This is a genomic window from Maribacter sp. ACAM166, from assembly GCF_005771495.1.
Lineage (GTDB): Bacteria > Bacteroidota > Bacteroidia > Flavobacteriales > Flavobacteriaceae > Maribacter.
The window spans coordinates 304,327-327,211 of sequence record NZ_VAUW01000001.1 but is presented as its reverse complement, the minus strand read 5'-3'; the positions used below and the strand labels follow the sequence as shown (position 1 = coordinate 327,211).

General features: G+C 37.1%; 12 protein-coding genes. 5 read left to right on the top strand and 7 right to left on the bottom strand.

Features of this window, described 5'->3' with window-relative positions; translation table 11 throughout:
- The 6 genes from ES765_RS01350 to ES765_RS01325 all read right to left on the bottom strand — a co-directional run.
- Positions 1–531 (bottom strand): DUF4372 domain-containing protein (locus ES765_RS01350; RefSeq protein ID WP_138110790.1); only part of this gene is annotated, 531 nt, incomplete at its 3' end.
- Between the two features lie 331 nt (positions 532–862).
- Positions 863–2,275: a SusD/RagB family nutrient-binding outer membrane lipoprotein gene (locus ES765_RS01345; RefSeq protein ID WP_138110789.1), complete on the bottom strand. Its 1,413-nt coding sequence runs from the start codon at positions 2,273–2,275 to the stop codon at positions 863–865.
- An 18-nt stretch (positions 2,276–2,293) separates the two neighbouring features.
- Positions 2,294–5,866, bottom strand: coding sequence for a SusC/RagA family TonB-linked outer membrane protein (locus ES765_RS01340; RefSeq protein WP_138110788.1), 3,573 nt, complete (start codon positions 5,864–5,866; stop codon positions 2,294–2,296).
- Positions 5,867–5,984: 118 nt separating this feature from the next.
- A complete protein-coding gene (locus ES765_RS01335; protein WP_171017201.1) occupies positions 5,985–7,145 on the bottom strand; it encodes a FecR family protein in 1,161 nt (386 codons plus the stop codon).
- Between the two features lie 342 nt (positions 7,146–7,487).
- Positions 7,488–10,616 carry a WD40/YVTN/BNR-like repeat-containing protein gene (locus tag ES765_RS01330; protein ID WP_138110786.1) on the bottom strand — a complete coding sequence of 1,043 codons (3,129 nt, stop codon included), beginning with the start codon at positions 10,614–10,616 and terminating at the stop codon, positions 7,488–7,490.
- A gap of 483 nt (positions 10,617–11,099) precedes the next feature.
- Complete coding sequence (locus ES765_RS01325; protein ID WP_138110785.1) at positions 11,100–12,686, bottom strand: amidohydrolase family protein; 1,587 nt, start codon at positions 12,684–12,686, stop codon at positions 11,100–11,102.
- A 471-nt stretch (positions 12,687–13,157) separates the two neighbouring features.
- Here ES765_RS01325 and ES765_RS01320 point away from each other — a divergent pair, with 471 nt between their 5' ends.
- The 4 genes from ES765_RS01320 (at position 13,158) to ES765_RS01305 (ending at position 18,676) form a co-directional block, all read left to right on the top strand.
- Positions 13,158–13,706: a sigma-70 family RNA polymerase sigma factor gene (locus tag ES765_RS01320; protein ID WP_171017200.1), complete on the top strand. Its 549-nt coding sequence runs from the start codon at positions 13,158–13,160 to the stop codon at positions 13,704–13,706.
- Positions 13,707–14,063: 357 nt separating this feature from the next.
- Positions 14,064–15,710, top strand: a complete 1,647-nt coding sequence (locus tag ES765_RS01315) for a hypothetical protein (RefSeq protein WP_249356178.1) — start codon at positions 14,064–14,066, stop codon at positions 15,708–15,710.
- Between the two features lie 26 nt (positions 15,711–15,736).
- Entirely contained in the window at positions 15,737–17,224 is a 1,488-nt protein-coding gene (locus ES765_RS01310) for an APC family permease (RefSeq protein ID WP_138110783.1), read from the top strand.
- 3 nt (positions 17,225–17,227) lie between these two features.
- Complete coding sequence (locus ES765_RS01305; RefSeq protein WP_138110782.1) at positions 17,228–18,676, top strand: aldo/keto reductase; 1,449 nt, start codon at positions 17,228–17,230, stop codon at positions 18,674–18,676.
- A 12-nt stretch (positions 18,677–18,688) separates the two neighbouring features.
- Here ES765_RS01305 and ES765_RS01300 read toward each other — a convergent pair whose 3' ends face one another.
- Positions 18,689–21,811, bottom strand: a complete 3,123-nt coding sequence (locus ES765_RS01300; protein WP_138110781.1) for a WD40/YVTN/BNR-like repeat-containing protein — start codon at positions 21,809–21,811, stop codon at positions 18,689–18,691.
- A 363-nt stretch (positions 21,812–22,174) separates the two neighbouring features.
- Here ES765_RS01300 and ES765_RS01295 point away from each other — a divergent pair, with 363 nt between their 5' ends.
- Positions 22,175–22,840: a peroxiredoxin gene (locus tag ES765_RS01295; RefSeq protein ID WP_138110780.1), complete on the top strand. Its 666-nt coding sequence runs from the start codon at positions 22,175–22,177 to the stop codon at positions 22,838–22,840.
- Positions 22,841–22,885 lie beyond the last annotated feature (45 nt).

Below are 22,885 nucleotides of genomic sequence, written 5' to 3'. Positions count from 1 at the left end.
TTTGTTATCGGCCGTTTTGCCATTGGTGATATTAACGTAAGCAGGTAGATTTCCATCATAATCTAATAGGGTATGCATTTTTATGGCCCCTTTGGCTGTTTTATACTTGGCCCAATCAAACAGGCTCAGGCAAAGACTTACCGTAGTGGAATCAAGCAGGAATATTTTTGATTTTATCTTGAACTTCACGCGTCTTAAATGTGCCTGCTGTCCCAGACTTTCCAGTAGGGAATAATAGTAATCCCTGAAAAGCTCCCAATCCCTGCGTTTGTTCTGATAACTGATCGTTGATTTTGAAGGAGCTCTTTCTACTCCCATATGATTAAGATTACCAGTAGCTGAACGCAATCCATTACTAATATCACGAACGGACTGGCTTTTTGCGAACTGGCAAAAGAGCATCGAGACCAAGTGCGTCCAACTGGTAAAACCTTTTTGGTGTTTGTCCGTTTTTCTTTGATCGACCAGTCTGTTGAAAATACCACGGTCGAGCTTCGAGATGATTTGGGAAAACAAGGTTATATTTAACATAAGAGAAAGGTGTGGTTTTGAGTGCACCACAAAGGTAACTTTGAGGAACAGAATTCCCTTTCTCTTTTTTAATCGTTTAGGACGCTATTGATTCTAAACATATACCCGTATTTTTTATATTTTAATAAAGCATGGTGTATCCCAATAAAAGGAGTAAAATATGCTATCTTCAATAAACTCTTTTTAGAATTAGTTAGACCTTAATGGTCATAACTATGTGAGAGGTAAAGTAAAATTGCAGTAACAATTCTACTTTTACCCTTTCACTAGCTAACTCAAACTAAACACAAACAAATTTTACAACCCACTTTTGACCGAAGCATCAAGGCCTTTAGTTCACATCCCAAAAAAGTTTAGTGGTCATAACGTCGCCTCCAATAGCAGACGCTGCGCTTTCATAATTTGCACTATTCAACGTTTGTTCAGAAATAGGATATCTAAATCTGACAGGGACAGTATCAATAAAAGAATCAGGTGGCGCAATAAGAGTAGGGTAATCCATTCTTCTCCATTCGGTATACCCCTCAGGACTCTGATTGAAAAGTGCAAGCCATTTTTGAGTTGCTATTTTTTGTTGCCATGTTCCTTCAGCAGTGGTATATGCTACTTCAATCTGTGCTAAATATGCCTCTATACTGTCGCCAAGACCATAATATTCAAAAGAAGCCGTAATAGCAGCGTTGTAATGTGCTTCGGAATCTGTTACCGAACCTATGTTTCGTTCTGCAGCCTCCGCTAGGAAAAATTCAACGGATGCATAATCCATGAATATTGTCGGTGTTGTTGGTTGGTAGAAGATTTCACCATACTTGGAAAAATCATCATAGCTTACAACTAAACCAGAGGGTGAACCAATATATTCTCCATTTTCTGGCTTAAAATATACCGATCTTCTTGGGTCTTCAAGTTCATTCAATAAATTAACAAAAGGTTCAGCCCCAACATAATCCTTTCTATTACCAACGGCAAGATCGGTCCAAAGCTCAGCGGTATTGGGTGGCGCGCTTAGGTGCACTAGTTTTGCATTATCTTCATTAGTTGTAAAAACACCCGGAATTGCTTCGACGATAGTCTCGGTAGCTAATTGAAGATTAGAATCAACAATTCGCATACCCATCTGTAACTGTAATGATTTTCCAAACTTCTTCCAGCTACCCACATCACCGGCATACAGAATATCTTGATTCCAACTAGCTTGTGATTCGTCAAGATTATTAATTGCGGTGCTTAACCTATTCAATAAATCAATATAAATAATTTCAGCATCATCATACTTTGGAATAATAATGTTGATATCCAATGCTTCGGAATATGGTATATTCCCAAAAGTCTCTACAAGTCTGCCATATGTATATACTTGCATTATTTCTAATATAGCAAGTTTGTTTTTCGATTCAGGACTGGAACTTGCCTCAGAGGTTTCAATGACCTTTTTACTTTGTTGTAAGTTTATTAATACGTCTTGATAAACACTGCTCCAGTTAAAACTTAGATAGTAGGTAGTGCCTTCATTATAAGTTACCGATGAAATCTGTTGGACCAATAACCTTGAATTACTCCAAGGATTAACAGTTGCTCCATATTCAATGCCACTTAGCAAATCGGACAAATTCTTCACTGCCAAATTAAAAAACGCTTCTGGCGGAGCAAAGGTTGCGTTTTTTTGATCGACGTTCAGCTCCTCTAGATCAGATGAGCAAGAAAGAAATAGTAATATTGAACTTATGAGAAAAAACTTTTTCATAATATTTTCTGTATTAGATTAAAATTGTAGTTGCACATTTAAACCCACTTGACGGGTTGTAGGGTAAGCTCCGTTTTGGAAACCTTGAAGGTTACCGGAACTGACGCCAGATTCAGGATCTGAAAAGGGTAAGTTTTTATGGATAATCCATAAATTGGAACCTACTAAACCTACTCTAACAGATTTGATGTCAGCTTTATCGAGGAAGCCTATTGTAGGCAATGTATATCTTAATGTTACTTCTCTTAGCTTGACATAGGACGCATCATAAACAAAATTTGCATTAGGGGCCTTGATGCTTCCCGTTGCATTTCTGTAAGTGTCCATTGCAGTTCGTACTGCATTTACACCGCCATCTGGTGCTACCCCATCCAAAATGATTCCTCCACCATCTGCTAAGGAATTTCGAATTGGATTACCCAAGTCGTTCAATCCAACGGAGTAGTTATATAAACCTGACCTATTACCTGTTTGTATGTCAGAAGAATGCACATCGCCTCCTTTCTGAATATCAATCAGAAAACTTAAGCTTAGATTTTTGTATTTAATAGAATTGGATATACCTCCATTCCAATCTGGAGTAATATTACCAATGACATTGTTCGATGTAGTAGTACGTTCATATTCCCCAGTTGCCTGATTAATTAGCCTTTTTCCATCTACATAGATAAAATCGGTCCCTTGTATAGTACCGTAAGGCTCTCCAACGGTTGCGTTAATCGTCACACCAGCTACATCGCCTAATTGTAGATTAGTTCCTCCTTCGAATAATGAAAGAACTTCACTCCTATTTTTGGCCCAGTTAACATTTACGTCCCAACTGAAATTATCAGTTGATAAAACTGTTCCGGATAGGGCAACTTCAACACCTTTATTCTGAATTTCACCAGCATTTACAAATTTAGATGAATACCCTGTTGCGGATGATACTGCAACAGGTATAATCTGATCTTTAGAATTAGTTTGATAAACTGACATATCTAAGTGAATTTTATTTTTGAAAAAGGTCAATTCCAAACCTCCTTCAACACTTACAGTAGTTTCCGGTATAAGCGTCTCATTGTTTTTTGTACTATTTACACCATATAATGGTATGCTACCATATGGAGTAGGTTTGTTAAGTACATCTGTAAGACTATTAGCAGGGGCTGAACTACCTACCTCAGCATAATTCAATCTCAGTTTACCAAAAGAGAAAATCTCACTTTCGCCAATCAAATTTGAGAAAATGAAACTAGTAGAAACTGAAGGATAAAAATAGGTGCTGTTTTCTGAGGGTAAAGTAGATGAATGATCAAATCTACCGGTTAGATCTAAATATAAAGTACTGTCATAACCGAAAGATGCTAGGCCATAAACTCCATCAACCCCAATTTTCTCTACTTTTTCTTCAGGGGCATTGGGTACATTTATCGAATTCGATAGTGAGTACAAACCTGGAAGAACAAGACCTCCATTAGTTTGGGCTAGAATAGAAGCAAAGTCATTCCTTCTAATATTGGTACCCATAACACCGCTAATATTTAATTTATCAGTGACATATTTATTGAAATTAACCATTAAATCATAGTTCATTTCGGTGAAATTTATGTTGTTTCTAACGTATAGACCTACTGCACCTGCTGAACCTTCGTTCACTCTTTCTTCTTGAAAGAATGAATAGGTGTCAAGGGAAACCCTTCCTTCAATATTCAACCAATCGGTAAATTTATATTTTAAAGCTACATTACCGAAAATCCTGTCTCTTGTATCGTTTTGATAATTCTCATATACCGACCAATATGGATTATCTATAGAACCGCCCATAAAGGGGTCTACACTACTACCGGTAGTAAAATAGGCTTCTTTTAATTCCTTAATACCTACATTCATAGCCCAGTATTTTCTCATGGATGCAAGTACATTCCCTGCATTGGAACCCGTTTCATTCCCTGTTTTATTCCGACCTAATGCATCTGTTTTTATATAGTTAGCAGTAGCGGATGCGGTAAGCTTTTCGTTCACATCAAATGACGTACTTATTGCTATATTATCTTTTGAAATTTTACTGTTAGGCAAAATACCTTCTTGATCAAACTTGGTATAGGCAATCCTATAATTTGAATTATCATTTCCCCCAGCTATTGAGACACTATTACTTAATGTAACAGGCGTCTCAAAAAAGGTGATTAATTTGTCCTTTGGAGCTTCCCATGGTGTTGGCTGTAAATAATTGGGGGATCCAGGATAAAAAGAATCCCATTGGTATACTGGCAAACTGGAGTCAAAAGGTGCTCCATACGATCCATAAGCTGTCGAAGGAGAGACCAAATCTTGAATCCCATCACCATTTACATCACTCTGATTAAAATAGCCATCCTGATCAGGGCCATAGAATGAACCATATCCTGTTCCATATTCATATTGAAACTTTGGCCATGTAGATTTATCAATAAAACCTACCGTAGCGGAAGAACTAATTGTTACCGTAGGATTGTTTTTTGATCCAGATCCATTTTTCGTAGTGATAATTACAGCACCGTTTGTAGCTCTTGACCCATATAGTGCCGTAGCCGCAGCACCTTTCAAAATATTCATTGATTTGATGTCGTTTGGGTTAATATCAGAGGCAAGATTTCCATAATCAAAACCACCTCCGCCACTTTGTTGGGTATCAGAGTTAAAATTTGAATTATTAACAGGCACGCCATCTACTACAAATAATGCTTGGTTATTTCCGGTTAAAGAGGTGCTACCTCTAATAACAACATTACTTGAGCCACCTAAGTTGGTATTGGTTTTAATTTGAACACCTGCGACCTTACCTGAAAGTGCATTTACAACGTTATCAGTGGGAACGTTATTTACATCCTCACCATCAACTTGTTGCGTGGCATAACCTAAAGATTTTTTTTCACGGGAAATACCCAAGGCCGTAACAACAACCTCAGTCAATTGCTGTGAGTCTTCTTCAAGAGAAATATTGATGTTGTTTTGGTCGTTAACTTCTACTTCCGTTCTTTTAAAACCGATGTAAGAAACAACCAAAATTGCATCTCCTGGCACGTCAATGGAATAATTACCATCAAAATCTGTTTGGGTGCCGTTAGTAGTTCCTTTTTCTAAAACGTTAGCACCGGGTAAAGGTTGACCCAGATTGTCCAGAACAACCCCTGTAACCGATTCTTGAAACATCTGTTTCAAATGTAACGGATTACTTTTGGAGGCATATTGATCATCGATATCACCAATGCTCTTTGTTTTAAGAAGAATTACTTGACGCCCTTTTATCATGTAGGTGATATTCATGTCATGAAAAAGAACATTTAGAACTTCGGAAATCTTTTTATTTTTAATATTTATGGTTATTTCCTTTTCTACAGGAATCTGGCTAGCTTCGAATACAAATCTATATTCAGAGATTTCCTCGATTTGCGAAAATGCTTTCTCAACACTTACTTTCTCTAAATGTAAAGTCAATAAACCCTGATCTTCGCTAGGATTGGCTTGAATCTTTAAAAATGAAACTAATAAAAATAAAATTAGTTTTATTTTTAGGTTAATTTTGCGGAAACTCAAGAATGGTAAGTTTCTGATTTTAGATTTTTTCATAATTTTTGAGTTGTTTTAGACCGTTGTGGTTACAGTGGTTATTTTATAATTCATATTTGTCGGGGAATGTTCACGCATTTCCCGATTTTTATAAATTTTAATTTAAAAAATGTTTATCTCATAGATTTTCATTTTTTGCCAATATTAGAATATGCTTGTCCTTAATAATATAGTTGAAAGGATGTATTTCGCTAATTACTTTCAAAACTTCTTCTATACTTTCAATATTGGTGTTGAAGTTAGCTGTTAACACTTTTTTAGCCAGATATTTGTTCTTATTTTCAATAGAGACATTATACTTTCGTTCTAAAGTCTTAGCCATTTTGCTGAAAATGGAATTTTTGAATATAAGTTCACCTCTAATCCAACCTGTATAAAGCTTAGTGTCCACTTTGTCCATGTTTATAGATTTTTTCGATTTATTCCACGAACCCTTCATTCCCGGCTTAAGCACTAAATTATGCTCCATGTCGACCATATCAGTAATATTTACCGAACCCTCTACTAGAACAGTTGTTATCTCAGAATCTTCCTTATATGAGGATACGTTGAATTTAGTGCCCAAAACCGTAATTGCAACATCATCTGTATTAACTATAAAAGGATGTTCTTTATCCTTGGTAACATCAAAAAATGCTTCCCCATCTATAAATACTTCTCTTTTCTTTCCTTTTAAAAACTTTACAGGGTATCTAATTTTGGTTCCTGAATTTAAATTAACAATGGTTCCATCTGATAATTCCAAATTAAAAACCTTACCGTTAGGAATTTGTAACTCATTAAATATAAGTTCGTTAATTCTGGTATCTGCCAGGTAATGGATATTACTACCTTCCTGTCTTCCAATTATTTCACCCGAAGCTGAAATAATTTCTTGGGTTTCATTCTGATTGATAAATTGCATTCTATCATCTCCCATTTTTAACCTTATATAATCTTCAGCAACTTGAAATTTGGTTTCCGGTACTTCTTTTAACTGTAAGTAATAAATGGAAGCAAAAACTCCAATGAAAATAGCAGCGTATTTTAGCACTGACTTCCAAAGTGGAATAACAGACGTTTTACAGTCAATTAATTTTTTTTTAATTGACTGTAACTCCTTATCCGTATTTAAATTTGATAATAGACTAATTGACTCTTCTATTAAACCTTCATTATATAATGTTTGAACAAGGTCTTTCTCCAAATAAGGCAAATCTTTTAAACTTTCCGAGTCCAGTCTACCAGAAACTTTAATTTTTTCTAAAATACCTTTTAATCTTTCTTCTCCGTCAGTCATAAACATCCAATTAGCAAGCTCTTTTATTATAAGTTATAATATTGAATAAAGAGGGTGACAAAAATTAATTTTTTTTAATTAATTTTTAAAAAGCGAAATCTACTTAAGCACCTACCGTTTTATTTTACTTTGGTTTTTCAATGAAATACGATGTATAAAAGTGCTCACTTTAGCGAAAATCCGATAATCAAATAATTACTCGTCTTGACCCCAAGGCGGATAACTGGTAAGACATCCTAATCCTTCGATAGCGAACGTTATTATAAAACGTGCAAGACCCAATTGCCATCTGGTCTCGATACTGCTGTGGCATTAAAAACTATCAAGAATTAGGTTAGTTCTTTAAGGCAAATATAGTTCTGGTAAACCTTCATTTTTCAAGAGTTGATTATACCCCGTAACCTGCTCGATTTTAATATCTTTCAAATTAGATTTTAAGATATTCCATTGTTGTAAATAATCTTTACTTACTTCTCGAGTACCTTCTGTGACGGGAAGATTTCCTTTTCCTATACTGTTCAAAAAGTCTTTAAATTTTATTAAAAGACGTGCCTCAAACATGTAATTGCTTTGAAATGTTCGCATTTCCTTTTGTAATATCTCGGCAATCCAATCATCAACACTCTTACTAAGCTGGTCTCCTTCTTTTTTAACGTTTTCATCTTCAGCGACTTCGAGAATAAATTCCAACTGTTGTTTGATTTTTTGTAAGTCTCGAACTCCTTTCGCCATTTCCGTAGCACCAGCATAAATAGATTTAGAAATTTTATTCCTTTCTTCATAAGCTGTTTCTACATTCTCTATGCTATTTTTCAAACGTGGATCGATGGTGATTTCAAAATCTTGGGTCTGGGAGAAATCACCTACTTTCAAGCGTACTTTGTATGCCCCTGGAGGTGCATTATAAGCCGTTAAATCACGATTGGTAGTCGCTAATTCGGTCAAACAATCGAACCTGCCGATTTTCATATTCCATTGGAAACGATGCGCCCCTATCTTTCGCTGTAGTTGAGGTTTTACTAACGTATCACAACCTGTTCTTGGCAACTCACTATATTCTGAATGAATTACTTCACCTGTAGTGTCCATAATTTCAATAGACATTTGCGTAGCCTCTGAAACTACGTTATTCAAAACATAATGAATTTGGACTCCCTGAGGGGGATTATCACCGAGGCCACCGTCAATACTATAGGCCACCGAAAGTTCCGTATTGGTGTTATTGGGCTTATAGAGGTAATAATCTGCTTTTGCAACTTCTTCTGATATTTGGTGTAAAGGGGTTAAATCGTCTAAGATCCATAAAGCCCTACCTTGCGTGGCAACCACTAAATCTTTTCGCTGTACCCTTAAATCAGTTATCGGAACTTCGGGCAAATTATTTTGTAAAGGTAACCATGCTTTTCCATCATCAAATGAAACAAAAACACCAGTTTCAGTACCTGCATACAACAATCCTTTACGGTCTGGGTCTTCTCTAACACTTCTTGCAAAGGTATTACCAGGAATTCCGTCCACAATTTTCTTCCAAGATTTACCGTAATCGTTGGTTTTAAAAATATATGGGCTAAAATCGTTTAGCTTATACCCAGTAACAGCAATGTAAGCAGTGGCAGGATCGTGTGGTGAAGGTTCAACTACATTGATGATACTTTCTTTGAGGCCTTTTGGGGTGACATTTGTCCATGTAGCACCTCCATCTTGAGTAAGATGCACCAAACCATCATCAGAGCCCACCCATATGACACCTTCTTTCAATGGCGATTCTTCAATATTAAAAAGATTATTATAACTCTCTGCAGTAATCTGTTCATTGCTAATAGGCTCCCCTCCCTTACCTTGATGCGCTTTGTCGTTACGGGTTAAGTCTTCACTAAGCACTTCCCAGGAAACTCCCCGATCTAATGATTTCATAACGTATTGCGAACCGTAGTAAATTACATTTGGATTATGAGGTGAAACGATTACAGGACCGTTCCAATTAGCTCTATATTTGAGATTCTTTGGCTGTTCACCGGTCACCCTTGTAGGATATGGCATTACCATTCGTGTATTATCTATGTCACGGTCCCATTCTACAAAATTACTGGCGAAATAAGTGGAATAGACGTAACGCGGATTGTTTGGGTCTACGGCAACGGTAGAAGATTCGCCCGCACGCATTACATCCCAATGCATTTCCCCGATACCATCATCGACGACCCTACTATCTATGGCTATGGTGCTATTATCCTGTTGCCCTGAGTATATTCGATAGGGATAACCATTATCCGTAATCAATCGGTAAAATTGTCCTGTAGCCTGATTGTATATTGTAGACCATGTTTTGCCACCATTAAATGTAATAGAACCACCACCATCATTTGCATTAACCATAATGTCACTATTAATAGGATTAATCCATAAATCGTGATGATCAACATGAGTCCCCATTATTCCTTCAAATGTTTTACCACCATCAATTGACTTCATTGCTAAGCTGTTCAATACCCACAATTCATCCTCATCATTGGGGTCAGCTATAATATGCATGTAGTACCACGAACGGGCATACGTTGTAGCATCGTTAGTCATCTGTTTAAAACTCTCTCCGGCATCCTCAGAGCGGTATACGCCTGCCTCCTTACCCAATGCATCAATAGCAATGTAGACAATATTGGGATTGGCGGGAGAAATGTCTATCCCCATTTTACCCTTTAATTCAGGTAGTCCTTTATTGATTTCCTTCCAAGTTTTACCACCGTCGGTAGTCTTGTAAATACGGCTTCCAGGGCCACCACTATGAACAACCCACGGCTTTCGCCAAAATTCCCAAGTAGCAAGCATCATAAAATCAGGATTATTGGGGTCAACGGTCAAATCTACGATACCGGAATTCTCATTTACGTATAATATTTTCTCATAAGTAATACCCCCATCTTCTGAAAGATATAATCCCCGTTCTTCATTTGGTCCCCAAGGGTTTCCTTGAGCGGCAACGTACACTTTATCAGGATTATCGGGGTGCACGTATACATCACTAATATGCCTAGTTTTCTCAAGCCCCATATGTTTCCAGGTCTTACCGGCATCGGTAGATTTATAGAGTCCATCTCCATGGGAAGTTTTTACGCCGCGAACAGGCGATTCACCTGTACCCACATAAATTATATTAGAATTTGATGGCGCTGGCGTAATGTCACCAATACCAGTAGTATTAAAATATCCATCAGAAATGTTGAGCCAAGTAGTACCTCCGTCAGTTGTCTTATATACACCTCCGCCTGTTGCACCCATATAATAGGTTAAAACATCATCGGGGATGCCTGTGACCGTAGTGGAACGACCACCTCGAAAGGGACCAATATTCCGATAGGTCAATGATTCATATAGTTTTTTATCAATAGTGGGTACAACCGTTTTAGTCTGTGCCGAAATTGGAGCTATTAAACAAAAACAGAGGATAACGCTAAAAATAAGAGAGGCCTTCATATTGGTTTATTTTGAATAATTTTTACAGGCACATTTGAATTAGGTTGCTGTAATTACTTATAGGTTATAAAAGTGAATGAAAAGGGTGACAATAAATTAAGCTTTTTCTATTTAGTCCGATTTTAAAACGAACTATTACCTCTTTTGATTTAAAAGGAACGTTACATTTTTTTAGTTTAATTGATTAAATTAAAAGCTGAGGTTGTAATTTTATTTTGCTTTAGCAACAAAAGAATGTGCAAATTGAAATTTTGAATTATGCGTTAAAAAGAACGTTGGCTAAAGCAAAATTTAAAGATATTTATTTTTCTTAATTGAATAATATATCTAAACATAAGTAAGATTTATCCTTTTCGCATGTTAATCTAAAGATAAGGTATTGGTTATAAAGACAAATCAATTTGTAAAGAAAAATTCTCCAAATTAATACTACCCTTAAAATCTAAATTATCATAGACTTTAAGGGCAATATTTTAGGTTAGCTTATTTACTTCCACCTCTTTCTTCTTTTTGTTTTTTGACCATATTTTCTACATCTTGTAATAATTTTTTAGCATCATATACAATTCCATCTTTTATGGTGTATTCAACACCACCAACTCGTTCTGGTTTTCCGGTTTCATCATTTAATCTAACAGCGCCTGTACCATAAAGCACTTTCATGTTCTGAATCGGATTTTCGTCAAGAATGATCATGTCAGCTAATAAACCTTCACGTATAACTCCATATTCAATAGGTCTTTTCAAAGGCTTGAATATCTCTTCTGCACTATGCAAAGTAGCCGCACGGATAACTTCAAGCGGATGGAAGCCGGCTTCCTGAAGCATTTCAAGCTCATTTACGGTACCAAAACCATACAAATTATAAATAAAACCTGAATCAGAGCCTACCGTTACTTTTCCTCCTCTATTTTTGTATTCGTTCAGGAACTGCATCCACACGTGATAAAAATTTCTCCAAGCTACTTCATCTTCTGTAGTCCAATCGAACCAATAAGCGCCATGACTTAAACGACTTGGTGCATAAAAATCTAACTGTGTAGGTAAAGCGTATTTGGACATCCAGTCTGCATTACGTGCAGCCATAACATCTCTACCAGCCGAATAAATAGTCATGGTAGGGTTGATATAGAAATCTAAAGCTAAAAACTCATCCAACAAAGCATTCCATTTTTCGCTACCTGGCGTTACCATATTCCATTGACGTGCTACTTGGCCAAAGCGATCTTGTTCATCACCATAATTAATATCTAAAGGAAAAGGTTGTATGTCATGATTATCATACATAGCTTCGAATAAACCATAAAAATGAGTCATACTGGTTAAACCTAATCTTGCTGCGTCTAAAGCATTCATCTGTGCTACACCACTTTGTGCAAGATGAGCTGTACTACCAAGGCCTAAACTGTTCGCCTCATCTAATAAAGCTTTCATTATTTCAGGACGGTAAGACCCTACCTTCAAACCATCTACTCCTTTTTTCTTTGCATATTGAACCCATTCTTTGGCATCTTGTGGGGTAAGAATCTTACGCCCTTTCCACTCTTTTCCACTACCAGGGCGGTGGAAAGAAATGATTCTCGGCGCAACAATTTGATTCTTTGCGCTTCTTTCACGTTCGGTAAGAGACCACTCTAAATCTCCAGTCGGCACTCCCCGAACGGTAGTTATACCATGAGCAAGCCATAATTTATACACATATTCTGCTTCAGGTGCTTTTGGATCACCTCCTGTATGCACATGAAGATCAATAATGCCCGGCATAATAAATTTGCCTTTTGCATCAATTTCTTTGGTTTTACCATTCCCTATCTTAGGACGTTTCGTTTTGTCAATCTCAATTTTCGGGATACCAACAGACACAACATCAACTATTTTATTCTTTTCTACTACGATATCTACAGGCCCTCTTGCAGGCCCTCCAGTTCCGTCAATCATAGTTACACCACGTATAATAAGTCGATCATAGGGGCCTTCGCCTTCACCTGGTGTTCGATCAGGCCCCCCAATCATTTGAGCGGTCACTAAAATTGGAAGTATTAATAATGTAGAGAATAAAAACTGTTTCATAATAAATAGATTTTAAAAGTGATTGTTGAAATAATACTCTTTGAATTCAAATAGAATAATTGTTTTATGACACTATATTCTTCCTCATTTTACCCGTTTTGTAACTCAGTCCGGTTTGAAGTATTTCTTATGGTTATTCAATATTGCTAAATACCTTCTGTAGTAAGGTTAGTTGGATATCAATAGAAATTGAAAAATTCATTTTAATGATTTACGAGATTTTTGAAGATTAAAAATGATATTCTTAATATAGAGTTGTAAAAATTAATGATTAGGGTGACAATTATTTAAAATTTTTGTGTTAAAAAAACATTGGTTACATTTAACAACCAATAATTCAACGAATTCTTAAATGTTGGCTACAAATAATTTTAGTGTAAAATAGAATTTATCGCCTGATAGGGGTAATAATGCTAGGCTTACAATATAGTCTGACAGCCATTACCCAAAATGAAAATTTTGCTTGATCGTATGAAAGAGAAGTCTCCAATAAAGCATGTTCCTTTTGAAAAACTATTTAAAGAACATTATGCATTATTGTGTTTAGTGTCCCTCTCTATATTACGGGACGAAGATGCGGCGAGCGACGTGGTACAGGATTTCTTCATCTCCTATTGGCAGAGACGGAAAATAATTTCCATAAACACCTCTTTTCAAGCATATGCTGTAAAAGCGGTTAAAAACTTAAGCTTTATAGCAATAAAGAAAGCTATCAAAGAAAAATCATTGGCGCAAAATTTAAACGAACCTGTGTTTGTTGTTCAAAAAACATTGGATAATCCCAATAGATATGATAAAATTTTTAATCTTTTAAATCAACTTCCTAAATGTAGAAAAGAGATTTTTATTTCCTTTGTCGTTCATGGTCAGAGTTATTCCGAAATTGCTGAATCAAATGGAATATCCATAAATACAGTAAAGACCCAAATGAAAAGATCTTATGCTTTTTTACGGTCCAATGTTAAGAATAAGGATATATACTATCTTCTACTAATGTCCTTATCTTCATTATTATTCTAGTTATATTTATTAATTTAGTTTCTTCAATAAACTATTAATTGTCCTAATAAAACAATTATTTTCCCGAGCATTAAATACTCCCACATAGATGATAATTAATTTTCAGACCTATTTCCGACTCATATAATAATACAAATCTTTAAGTATTTGATTGAAAATTTTTTTATGAAAATAAAATTACTGCCTTCAAAGCTCCTTTCTAAAAATGGCTTTTTTGTTTTTAACAGATTTCTATTTACTTCCAACTAGCGAGCGATGTCTAAATTGCTTCAATTTCCGTCGACAATTAAAATAAACTATGGTTGATTGAGTCACTATTCTTATTTTGCATTGATATACCAATCCCAACCTTTAAAAATGAAAAACAAGTCCATTTCAAAAACCTTTTTTTATTGTCTATTCTTCCTTTTTTTAATCACTCCTAAACATGTTCTTTCCCAAGACAATCAAGGATATGATTATTTGGTTGCTCTTTTTAAAGAATGGCGATCGTTTGAAAATCCACCTCTGCGTGATGGTGCACCAGATTATACTCAAGAAACTTTTAACAAAAGAGCTCCTACTTTCAAAATTCTACAACAAAAACTTCAAAATATAGATACGACCGCATGGTCAATTCCAAATAAAGTGGATTGGCACATCGTAAATGCAGAAATGAACGGTTATGATTTTAATCAACGGGTTCTAAAATCTTGGGTGAGAGATCCTGCGTTTTACACCACATTATGGACTGACCGTAGTGATGTGCCAGCACACGAAGGTCCAACCCATCACGGGGTGTTAGATTTATGGACTTATGAATTTCCACTGGACAATGACGGCGAGAAGAAACTACTTGCTGAGCTAAAGGTGATTCCTGCCATAAATGAACAGGCTAAAATTAATCTTACCGGTAATGCCAAAGACCTTTGGGTAGCCGGTATACGTGATATTCAAACGCAAAGTAAAAACCTAGAGGACATGAAAAATCTTCCAGGGATAACTAAAAACAGAAAATTAGTATCTGCTATTAACGAAGCTGTTCAATCTACAAATAGTTTGGTCGATTGGCTACAAGCAAAAGCACCTTCCAAAACTGGTCCGTCTGGTATTGGCAAGGAAAATTACACTTGGTATTTGCAAAATGTTCATTTGGTTCCAATGACTTGGGAAGATGAGGTCATGCTTTTAAAACGAGAACTTACCAGAGCGTGGGCGGCATTAAAATTAGAAGAGCATAGAAATCGAAACTTACCACAATTAACTTCTGCCAGTAGTCCAGAAGAATATAATACCCGTGCGAAAGCTGCTGCAAAAAGCCTTCTCGATTTTCTAGACCAAAATGAAATGGTAACGGTGAAAGATTATTTTGAACCCGCCCTCAATGAACATTTAGGTGCCTTTGTTCCTAAAGAGAAAAGAAACTTTTTTTGGATAACTGCGCATTATGATCAACGTCCATTATATTCACATTTTTACCATTGGTTTGAATTGGCACGAATGGATAATGAACCGAACCCAAGTGAAATAAGAAGAGGTGCTTTGTTATATAATATATTCGACTCAAGAAATGAGGGTACCGCAACCGCAGTTGAAGAAATGTTTATGGATGCCGGACTATATGATGATCAGCCTCGCTCAAGAGAAATCGTTTATATTATGATTGCCCAACGTGCGGCAAGAGGCCTAGGTTCTTTGTATGCACAAGCTAACGAAATGACCTCTGAGGAGGCAGGTAGTATACATTCAGAATATACGCCGAGGGGTTGGATGAAAACAGAAAAAGACTTATTGCTTTTTGAACAGCACCTCTATCTTAGACAACCTGGTTACGGAACTAGTTATATTACCGGAAAATACCTGCTTGAAAATACCTTGGCAGAATACGCTAGAATAAAAGAGTCAAAAGACGAGCCTTTTGAGATGCGTGCCTTTTTTGACAAACTAAATGCTATTGGCAATATTCCTATTTCTTTGGGCCGATGGGAAATGACTGGGGTTAAATACTATCTTGGTCAAGAATAGTCGTTTCATTTATAAACCACGAATAAATGGCCCAACCGAATCCTGAAAAATTAACCCGTCAGATGGGGCTTCTCGCCCTTACTGCCACAGGTGTCTGTTCCATGTTAGGTGCTTCTATTAATGTAGTTCCTTTTATGATTCAGCGCAACGTACCGGGTATAGGGCCGTACGTATTACCTGCATTCGCCTTTGCGGCAATCCCTGCATTATTTGCTGCTTTGGCTTATGGTATTTTAGCCTCGGCTATGCCTCGCGCCGGTGGTAGCTATATTTATGCCAGTAGGGGTCTTAACCCTTATTTAGGGTTTGTGGCCAGCTTCTCCCAATGGTTTGGCTTATCTATTGTTATTGGTGTAATCGCCTATGTCACGGTACCTTTTATTCGTGATGTCACCCTAAGCTTAGGGTGGGAGAATATCTCTAAAAGTCTCGAAGTAGGATGGATAAGAGTATCAATTGCTTTATCATTAATTTGGACTTTTGTAGCTGTTAATATCCGCGGGATAAAAAGCTATGAACGCATTTTACTCCCCATGATGTTTTTGATGTTCGCCCTAGGCGGAATTGTCATAGCTGCTGGTTTGATGTATGACTCATCTGATTTTTTAATCGGACTTCAAGAAAAAACGGGACGCACTTTTGATCCCATCACAAACATAAATTTTGACTGGCGGATATTTTTATCAGCAGCCGCTCTGCTTTTTTCAAGTTTTATTGGCTTCGATTCGATTGCCCAGGCGGGTGGAGAAGCTAAAAATCCAACAAAAACACTTCCAAAAGCCATACTTTTAGCCATCGTTGGGGTAGGCTTATTTTACTTTTTATTTGCCTCGGCAGTTTACCATATCGTTCCTTGGAGTTTTGTGGCCGAAGAAGCTATGACCAAAGATATTTCTGCCCCAGGACTACTTAGCTATGTGCTACCCTCTGGATTGGGAATCGCAATTTTAGCAGGTGCCGCCATTGCACTGATCAATGATTTACCAGCCATGCTTTTATCGGTATCACGGTTAATGTTCGCCTGGGCAAAAGATGGAATTTTTCCAAAATCGATTTCTCGGATTCATCAAAAAAACAACACACCACATATAGCATTAGTTGTTGCCGGAAGTATGGCAAGCCTAGGTGTTTTAGGGTCTCATTATGCCGGAGATTTCTTTTTAGGTATAGATATTATGGTTACCTCTATGATGGTCAACTTTCTATTAATGTGTATTACTTTGGTGGCGATTACCAAGGTCAACCCTACGCTAGCTGCATCTATTTCAGTATTGAAAAATAGGACCTTACAATTATGGATAGGATGGCTTGGCATACTGACACTATCCGCTTTTTTAGGTATTCATACCTATAAAGATTTAACATCCCAAACAACCGCTTGGTATTTTCACTCCACACCTATATGGCTTATCGTCATGGCGTTGGCGAGTATCATATTTGGTTTCAATTGGAGAAGGTTAAAGAAAAAGAATGCCCACTTGAAAGAATTATTTTTAAAACTTCCTGAAGAATAAAAGATGCAGACAAAAATTGAATTGGCAAAAGGATTTGAGATTTCTAGAGTTATCACTGGCTTGTGGCAAATTGCCGATATGGAACGAAATGGCAATACGTTAGACCCAGTCGCAACCTCTAAATTTATGGCACCTTACTTAGAAGCTGGTCTTACCTCTTTTGATATGGCCGATCATTATGGGTCTAGTGAAATAATTGCGGGAACCTTTAAAAATAGTCTAGAGAATAAAGACCACGTACAATTGTTTACCAAATGGGTTCCTAAACCCGGTAAAATAAGTAGAACCGATGTGCGAGAAGCCATTCAGACAGCTTTGGCCAGAATACAACAACCGAGCATAGATCTATTACAATTTCATGCGTGGTATTACCCAGATGCAAGTTGGCTTGATGGACTTTTCTACCTCAAGGAATTACAGGAAGAAGGACTGATAAAGCACATAGGTGTAACCAATTTTGATGCTGCTCATTTGCGTATCGCGCTTGCCAGTGGTATTCCCATAGTAAGCAATCAAATCTGTCATTCTTTAATAGACCAACGTGCTAACGGACAAATGGCAGCTGTTTGCAAACAATACAATGTAAAGTTATTGACCTTCGGAACCTTGGCCGGTGGCTTTTTAACAGATAGATGGCTGGGTAAACCAGAACCGACCAATGAAGAATTGACCACGTGGTCACAAATGAAATACAAACGATTTATAGATACTGCTGGCGGATGGGCTCCGTACCAAAGCCTATTGCTAACGGTTAAAAAGATTGCCGATAAACACGATGCTTCCATAGCGAATGTTGCCAGTAGGTTCATTTTAGAACACCCTGCAGTTGCTGCAGTTATCGTTGGTGCTAGATTGGGTGAAAGTGAGCATATCAATGACAACAGACGAATGCTTGATATTAAACTAGATTCAGAAGATATCATGGCAATTAAAAATGCCCAGCAAAAGTTAGCCGCGATTCCAGGAGATTGTGGCGATGAGTATAGAAAGCCACCTTTTTTGACCGCTTCGGGTGACCTCAGTGATCATTTAGAAACCATACCAAAAGCGTTCACACCCGTAAAAACAGGGCCAAACAGAGAACAGATTTTTAGCGGTACAGCATGGGAAGATTTTGCAGGGTATTGTAGGGCCGTAAAAATCGGTAATACCATACATATCTCTGGTACTACGGCTACCCATGGTAGCGAAATGATTGGGGGTGATGATCCTGTAGCACAGACTCATTTCATTATCGACAAAATCGAAGGGGTCATCACCTCTTTTGGTGGTACTCTGGCAGATATTGTCCGTACCCGTATTTTTGTTCATCAACTTGACGATTGGGAACTTGTAGCCCGCACTCATGGTGAGCGATTTAAAGGAATCAATCCGGCAAATACCCTAGTTGAAGCTAAATTGGTGGGCGAAGGTTATAAAGTTGAAATTGAGGCCGAAGCTATTATACTATAGTCCAATCCTAGATTACTCCTTACTCCATTTAAAGCTGCTATTTTCAACGGCAGTTTCAAATGATGCCCATTTGGTATTCATAAAATCAGTAGTCATTTTTGAAAAATTAGACACGAGCAAGTTTACGTGTTCAAGTACTTGTTTGTTTTGTTTTGAAGGTACATTTACTTGTGCAGCACCAATACTAAGCGCCTCTTTAATTTTAGAATAGGGCGATGTTTCAAAAGACTGCCAAGCTCCTACTTGCCTTTCAGGTTTAGGGGTTTGTCCCTTTGCCCGAAGGGCTGCTAATTCTCCCAACATATTTTTAACCTGTTCTTTTAATGCCTTATTGGTCTGATTAGGTTTTTCATTGAGCTGTTTAGTCAGTGCTTCTACCTGTTTCTTTTTTCTATCAATATCCTTTAATTGATTTATGAATAGCGCTATTTGATGGTCTAGCTTTTTATTAAATTCATATAATTCAGCATCCACAATAGGTTCCAATTCAAACCTTGGATCCGGTATAATGGTTACCATAGTGGTATCCTTAGATGAACCTTGCTGCACCACAATGGTATATTCCCCTGGCAACACTGGTATATCTCTAGAGAAATCATCTTGCCATGCGCCCGGCAATGAAGTAGCCTTTTCATCTAGCTTCCAAATCATATAATTCAAACCCTTGGTCAACTCCTTAGTTTCAATCGTATTGATTAATCTATTTTTATGGTCATAAATAATCGCGGTAGCACTTGTTTGGGCCTTAGGTTCTTGCGATAAATAAAAAGGGATTTTTGTTTTTTGAAAGACTTTATTCCCACCTTCAAAGGTGGTATGAAACCCTGTCCAAATATTTCCTGGTGGATTAATGAACAATCCTTTTACCTGTACAGCATCATTCATAGGCAGTGCCGTTAGTTCAGATTTTAATCGATTCGCAGCAATTTCTCTTAAGGACAGTAAATCATCTAGCACCCATATAGCTCTTCCAAAAGTTCCAACAATCAAAGCAGATTCAGGTTCTTGAATTTTTAAATCCATCGTTGATACTGAGGGGAAACCATTTTTAAACTGAGACCAAGTAATGCCTTCGTCTATACTTATCCATAATCCATTTTCCGTACCTAAAAACACTAAATTAGGTTCCACCGGATCTTGAATAATACTTAAGGCATACCCTTTTATATTAACTCCATTCACCAATCTAGTCCAAGTTTTTCCAAAATCAGTAGTTTTAAAAAGATAGGGCTCATAATCACCTTTTCTATAGTTGTTCACAACCATCCATGCTGTACTAACATTATATCGTGATGCTTCTATTTCGGCTATCCACCCCTCTTTGGGCATCCCTTTTACTTTCTCGGTGACATTTTTCCATTTGACACCACCATCTGTGGTTAATTGCACCTGACCATCATCTGTACCTACCCAAATAACGTTAGCATCAATAGAGCTCGGTGCGATGGTTAAAATAGAATTGTAGCGTTCTGCACCAGATACATCTAGGGTTAATCCGCCATAATCCGGTTTTTGATGTTCTGAATTATTGGTGGTTAAATCGGGTGATATAATTTTCCAAGAAGCGCCTTTGTCATTCGTCACATGCACGAATTGTGACCCGTAAAACGCCGAATTATCATCAATCGGGTTTCTTGCAAAAGCTGCATTCCAGTTAAAACGCAAAGAGGTTTTTAAATCTGGCGCAGGTGGTTTTATACTCACATAATAACCTGTTAATTTATCATATCGATACAAGTCTCCATTTTGTGAGGAACCATAACCAAAGCGTGAATTATCCAAATCCGGAGAAATATCAAATCCATCACCGCCCACTAAATACTGCCAATATAAGGTGCGAATACCTCCCCTTTTCCAAGTATAGGCTGGACCAGACCAATTCCCATTATCTTGCATACCACCGTATACATTGTAGGGCGTATCATTATCAACACCGACGTGATAAAATTGGGCTACCGGTATCGTCTCTGGAAAATACCAACTTTTTCCATGATCATAGGTAATGCCTAATCCGCCATCGCCACCGATAATAAAATGTTCTGCATCTCTAGGGTTTACCCAAAAAGCATGAAAATCTGCATGAATACCTTTTGTTTCATCGGCAGGAATCATCGGGATTGTATCAAAAGTAGATCCACCATCATAACTCACAGATAATGGTTGGTAAATATTATACACTCGATCCGCATCTTCTGAATCTACGGCTAAATCTTGAAAATAAAAGGGCCTGTTATTGGCAAATTTAGGATTGTTATTAATCATTTTCCAATTTGCGCCACCGTCATCACTACGGTAGATTGCATTCTTCATAGCTTCAACTTTAGCATAAATTCTAGTTGGTTCAGAAGGTGCAATAGCAAAACCTATCCGTCCCAAATTACCAGATGGCAAGCCTGCTGCCTCCCCTAGTTTTTTCCAATTTTTTCCAGCATCGGTTGAAACATATAGTCCTGATCCTTCACCGCCAGAAGTAAAATAATAAGGTGTACGTTCATGTTCATATAAAGCAGCGAAAAGCTTTTTAGGATTTGTTGGATCTATCACCAAATCAGCAATTCCAGATTTGGTATTGGTATACAAAATCTTTTTCCAATGCAGGCCACCATCGATAGTCTTATAGAGACCTCTATGTTCATTCGCCGTAAAAGGGTCACCCATGGCGCCTGCATATATAATGTTAGGGTCTGTAGGGTCGATGCTTATTCTGTGAATGGTTTTAGTAGCTTCCAATCCCATATATTTCCACGTGACACCACCATCGGTACTTTTGAAAATTCCCATTCCCAAATTCATAGAGTTTCTAGGGTTCCCTTCTCCGGTACCCACCCAAATCACATCTGGTTCACTTTGTTGTATGGCGAGTGAACCAATATTTTGTGTAGGCTGCTCATCGAATATCGGTTTCCATGCAGAACCACCATTTTCCGACTTCCACACACCGCCAGAGGCGGCACCCACATACATGATTTTAGGATTCGCCGTTACCACATCGATGGCTGTAATACGACCACTCATATTCGCAGGACCTACATTTCGAATATTTAGATTTTTTATGGTCGAAAAATCGATTTCTTGCGCTAAAAGCACACTGGTGATACTAAAAACTAAGGAGGTAAGAATGGTTTTAAATTTCATGAAAATTTTATTTTTTTCCTAATATCAAAAATACAATATCCAAAAAATATCTAAAGAGGAATGAATTCATTTTTAATTATAAGATTAGATGACCCAATATAAAGAATAGAGCTAGATAATTAATCAAACTTAAATCCTACTATTTGAATGATTATACCATGAGCTATTATCGTCATAAAGTTCGAGTATGATACTATAGGAAATGGGTTCTGCTAAACAATCGAACTATTTTCAATCATAAATCAACACAAATGTGTGTTAAAAACTGTTAAACTAATTTTTACGTAACCATTGTTACCGACCATACTCAAATGATAGTTTAATTTTATAGAAATATTCAAAATAATAGAATAAAACAATATAATGAATAACGAAAATCTAGCACCAGAACAAATAATTTCAATGCCAAGAATTGGAGATATTGCTCCAGATTTCGAAGCTGTTACTACCAAAGGAAAAATTAAAATGTCTGATTTCGCCAAAGACAAATGGATTCTACTGTTTTCTCACCCTGCCGATTTCACCCCTGTATGTACAACTGAAATGAGTGGTTTCGCCACGCGTAAAAAAGAATTTGATTCCCTAAATACTGAATTATTGGGTTTAAGTATCGATAGCGTTCACGCCCACTTGGGTTGGGTACAAAATGTACGGGAGAATACCGGCGTTTATTTCGACTTTCCAATCATTGCCGACATTGATATGAAAGTCTCTAAATTGTATGGTATGCTACAACCTAATGAAAGTGAGACAGCGGCGGTAAGAGCAGTATTCTTTATTGACCCGAAGAAAAAAATTCGTTTGGTGATGTACTATCCATTAAATGTTGGTAGAAATATGGATGAGATACTTCGTGCGCTAGACGCTTTACAAACTTCGGATAAGTACAAAGTTTCTATGCCTTTAGATTGGAAACGGGGAGATAAGGTCATTGTTTCACCACCTAAGACATTAGATGAGCTCAATGCGAGATTAGCAGACAATTCACTTGAAAAAGTGGATTGGTATCTTGCAAAAAAATCTATTTAAATTTTCAGTATTCGTCCCTAAGCATTCGGTTTGGGACGGGTTCTA

Coding starts and splice junctions, on each gene's coding strand:
- ES765_RS01345 (WP_138110789.1), bottom strand. CDS start 2,275: ATGAAAAAGTTTTTTCTCATAAGTTCAATATTACTATTTCTTTCTTGC.
- ES765_RS01340 (WP_138110788.1), bottom strand. CDS start 5,866: ATGAAAAAATCTAAAATCAGAAACTTACCATTCTTGAGTTTCCGCAAA.
- ES765_RS01335 (WP_171017201.1), bottom strand. CDS start 7,145: ATGACTGACGGAGAAGAAAGATTAAAAGGTATTTTAGAAAAAATTAAA.
- ES765_RS01330 (WP_138110786.1), bottom strand. CDS start 10,616: ATGAAGGCCTCTCTTATTTTTAGCGTTATCCTCTGTTTTTGTTTAATA.
- ES765_RS01325 (WP_138110785.1), bottom strand. CDS start 12,686: ATGAAACAGTTTTTATTCTCTACATTATTAATACTTCCAATTTTAGTG.
- ES765_RS01320 (WP_171017200.1), top strand. CDS start 13,158: ATGAAAGAGAAGTCTCCAATAAAGCATGTTCCTTTTGAAAAACTATTT.
- ES765_RS01315 (WP_249356178.1), top strand. CDS start 14,064: ATGAAAAACAAGTCCATTTCAAAAACCTTTTTTTATTGTCTATTCTTC.
- ES765_RS01310 (WP_138110783.1), top strand. CDS start 15,737: ATGGCCCAACCGAATCCTGAAAAATTAACCCGTCAGATGGGGCTTCTC.
- ES765_RS01305 (WP_138110782.1), top strand. CDS start 17,228: ATGCAGACAAAAATTGAATTGGCAAAAGGATTTGAGATTTCTAGAGTT.
- ES765_RS01300 (WP_138110781.1), bottom strand. CDS start 21,811: ATGAAATTTAAAACCATTCTTACCTCCTTAGTTTTTAGTATCACCAGT.
- ES765_RS01295 (WP_138110780.1), top strand. CDS start 22,175: ATGAATAACGAAAATCTAGCACCAGAACAAATAATTTCAATGCCAAGA.